At 36.9% G+C, this 3,762-nt stretch carries 3 protein-coding genes; all 3 read right to left on the reverse strand.

Annotated features, from left to right (window positions below; translation table 11 throughout):
• Positions 1-79: 79 nt before the first annotated feature.
• A complete protein-coding gene (locus tag AC3DU7_RS28210; protein WP_488042573.1) occupies positions 80-1,594 on the reverse strand; it encodes an SLBB domain-containing protein in 1,515 nt (504 codons plus the stop codon).
• Between the two features lie 535 nt (positions 1,595-2,129).
• The gene (locus AC3DU7_RS28215; protein WP_488042574.1) at positions 2,130-2,816 is read right to left on the reverse strand and encodes a cyanoexosortase B system-associated protein; all 687 of its coding nucleotides are present in this window, start codon (positions 2,814-2,816) and stop codon (positions 2,130-2,132) included.
• Positions 2,817-2,943: 127 nt separating this feature from the next.
• Positions 2,944-3,762: cyanoexosortase B (crtB, locus tag AC3DU7_RS28220; RefSeq protein ID WP_488042575.1), on the reverse strand; the 819-nt coding region annotated here is incomplete at its 5' end.

Here is a 3,762-nt window from a genome sequence, read left to right on the forward strand (position 1 = left end):
CTACTCTCCTACTCCCCTACTCCCCTACTCCCCTACTCCCCTACTCCCCTACTCCTTAAAAAGACTTTTTCAGCAAACCCTAATTATTATTTCTGTTATTCCTCCGATTATTACCACTACCCCCACCAAAAAACACATTAGAGGTATCTTGTTGCAAAGACCGGAAAAAAAGAACAAATTCCAGAGAACTCCTGATCGGAAGTGTATACTTTTCAAATAAATAGTTAATATTATCAATCCATGTTCTATCAATAACAACTATATCCTCATTCTGAAGTAAAATATTTTGAGAAGCATCGCCAAATATTGCGTCTTTACCATTGAGTTCGCGTCTAACTATTTTTTTTGTTTCTCGATCAAATCGAATCAAATTAATTGCTTCCAAATCTGCTGACTCTAATGCTATACCATTAAGAATATCTATTAATCTACTACCGTTCGGAAGATTAGTCGTAGCAAGGGTATCATTAGGACTACTGAAAATACGAATAGTAATATCTGGTGCACTCAAAGTCGATTTACTCACTAGATCGCGGTCATAACCAAGATCCGAGCCTGGTTGCAATCTAGGTACAATTACAGCATCCCCATCCTTGAGAAGGATATTAGGCAATTCGGTAGAATTTTGCAAGGGAGTATATAAGTCTATTGTTTCTTCAACGACACTACCATCAGTTAATTTCCGACGTACTAAAATGTTTCGTAGATCGGCAGTTAGAGATGCTCCACCAGAAGCGAGTAAAGCAGAAGATACTTGATTTGCAGCATAATAACCGGGTCTTTCTACTTCCCCATTAACAGTCACAATACCAGTAGCTAATGGACCTGCTTGGCTATAATTAGTTAGTAGTTCTCGATCGCTATCTTGGGCTACAATAGAAGTCTGATAAGGTACAATTACTACGTCTCCATCTTCTAAACGTAAATTAGGAGGAGAGCCACCCATTTGTAATGGGGTTAAGATATTAACTACTTGACTCACTACAGATCCATCAGCTAAAGTCCGACGCACTTCTACATTTCGTAAGTCTGCGGTAAAAGTGGTACCACCTGCTGCACTTAAAGCATCTGAAATTTGATAATTTCCTCCTACTGGATAATAGCCTGGTCTAGTAATTTCTCCGGCGATCGTGACTCGAACTGGACGTTGTACGACTAAGGATATGGAGACTTCTGGATTAATAATAAATTTATTTAATTCAGAGGTAATCTTTTCTATTGCTTCTAATATTGTCAAATCTTGCAATAGTACTGTTCCTACTAAGGGCATTTGAACAGTACCTTCTGGACCAATACTTGTAGCTATATTTAGGTCTGGAAATCTCTGAACTTGAATCGAAATTTGGTCTCCAGGTCCGAGTAAGTAACGTCTCAACCGTAATTCTGGGTCCGAGTCAAAATTCGGATTTAAAGGGGGAGAACCTATGGATGGCGCTTTAAGCTGTGAAATATTTTGCTGAGAGTTATTTGATAATGGGATTTGTCCATAAGCTCTTTTGGGAAAAATTAGAGTTGCGAAGGAAATAGTTACAGAACTAGAGTAGAAACTGGCCAAGAATAAAGGAGTTAACTTTTTGTAGTAGCAGTTAATCATGGAATTAGCGGTTAAATTTTTGTCTACATTACCGAAAAGCGACGTTGAAGGTCCCCGTGTTTTAACCGGGGGATGAAAACAAGGGAGTCGTTTAGACTAGACAACTTTAGTTGTCCTATACTATTATTGTTAACAAAAAGTAAGCAGAACGCTAGGTATTAACCTTAGCCGACTGTGTAGGGGCACTTTGACTTGTCCCCAAAGAATATATCTTTGGTCAGCTAAGAATAGACGAAGCAATATGGATTTATCCTGTTGCATGGTATCTACTTAGAATCCCCGTGACTTTAGTCCCGGGAGTAGTCAATATCTTATGAAATCTCGATCGCTAACTATTGGCAGACGGTCGGGAAAAGAAGAGGACAGGAGTTGCTTATACAGAAGGCAATTCTGACTCATGACCTCTCTCTGCCCGTTACCGAAGGGAACAAGGGTATAAAAGCGTGCCTTCACTCGCGTTGCCAACAATTGGGTGAAGTATAAAATCCCACCCAATTGTGCCTTCTGCCTTCTGCATTCTGCATTCTGCCTTCATTTATTTGAATGCTTCTTTTGTTAATGATGCTTGAATTTTTTGCCCAATAGATTTAAGTTGTGGCAGATAGGGGTCAATATCTCCTAAAGGTTCAATTGGAAATAAAATACTCACTGCTACCCAAGGTATGCGATTTCGAGATAACATGGCTAGTCTATCAGTCCAAAACCAATCACCAGGTTCTGGGCTACCACCTCCAGGCCAGGCATACCATTGCATAACTGCATAGGTTTGTTGACTTGTCCATCCTCTCAAGAATCTTGCTTCTATATCTCTATTTTCATCAGGCATCTCTGAGGTGAAAGTAACTCGATTGTACGAATCAGTTTTCCAACGATTAAACCCATTGATATCCATCCATTCTACTTGAGGTTTGTCTTTTGGTCCATTTTGAGTTAATAGTAACAAAATGACAGATTTATTTTCATTATTAATTTTTTGAAGTAACCATTTACGATCGGCAATTGTTATTTCTTCATGAGATGTTTTCCAATTAGGAATAGTTAATCCATTTTTTCTTACTTGTCTTAAGCTTCTGAGATTAGTAACTTTGGGTGTATTTTCCCATGACCATTTTCCTGCTATATAACCAGGTACAGTTCCTACTATTAAAACGATTAAAAGAAATACCAGTAATACTATCTGGGGAAATTTATACTTTTGCAGATTTTTTAAAATATAAATCATATTGAAGAAGTAATAAGCAAAAAGTGGATGGGAATAGTCTTTGACAAGTAAATTACTGTCTACAAATTCTAAGAGATTGTAGACAGTAATTTATTTTTTTACATTTCTTTTAACTCAATAAATTACTTTATGTATCAGCCTGATTGGCAGTTTCAAATGATGTTGTAAAATTAGTGTCTATCCAATTCATCATCAAAACTAATAATCCCAACATACAAGCAGAATACATATCTCCACCCCATCCCTCATGCAACCAATGAAAAGCTTCATCTTGGGCTGTACCATGAAGAATTGTTAGTATAGTGTTTCTGATAATATTTGCCGTGACGCTAACCACTGTTGCACTAGAAAGTAAAAAAATTGTTTTAGAACGACTATCTATAGCACCAGTCCAGTAAAGTAACATTAGTGAAACATAGAGGCTAGTAAACAACATTTTTAAACCTGCACAATGAGGAGCAACTTCAACAATTCTTTCCCCTACATATAGATATATTTGCTCTACAATAACATCCATATTTAATTGTTTTAAAATAAAGCCAGCTACTGCAGCAATAAATTTTTGTAGAGGTAAGGCATAAGGTTCTATTAGATAAGGAATATGGTTAGGACTAGCAAGCAAAACGAATATTAGCGGCATAACCATTAATTTTAATCCAGGAATTCCTTTAAACCAAAGACAAATTCCTGCTAGTGTTAATGGAAAAGATAAGTTGATTAAGTCTGGGATACCACTTACATACAAAGCTCCTGCAAGTCCTAAAAATATGCCTCCCAAGGGGTGAAAAATATTGGGTAATTGTTGCCATTTATGACGATTATTCCAAACAATATAGCCAGCAAAAGGTAGACCTATTATTCCATGACTAAAGTATTCATGTTCTATACTTATACTTTTATTTAGCCAGCCATCATACCAATAGATAATGAGAGGAACATACATCAG

It is taken from the genome of Okeania sp. (assembly GCF_983059655.1).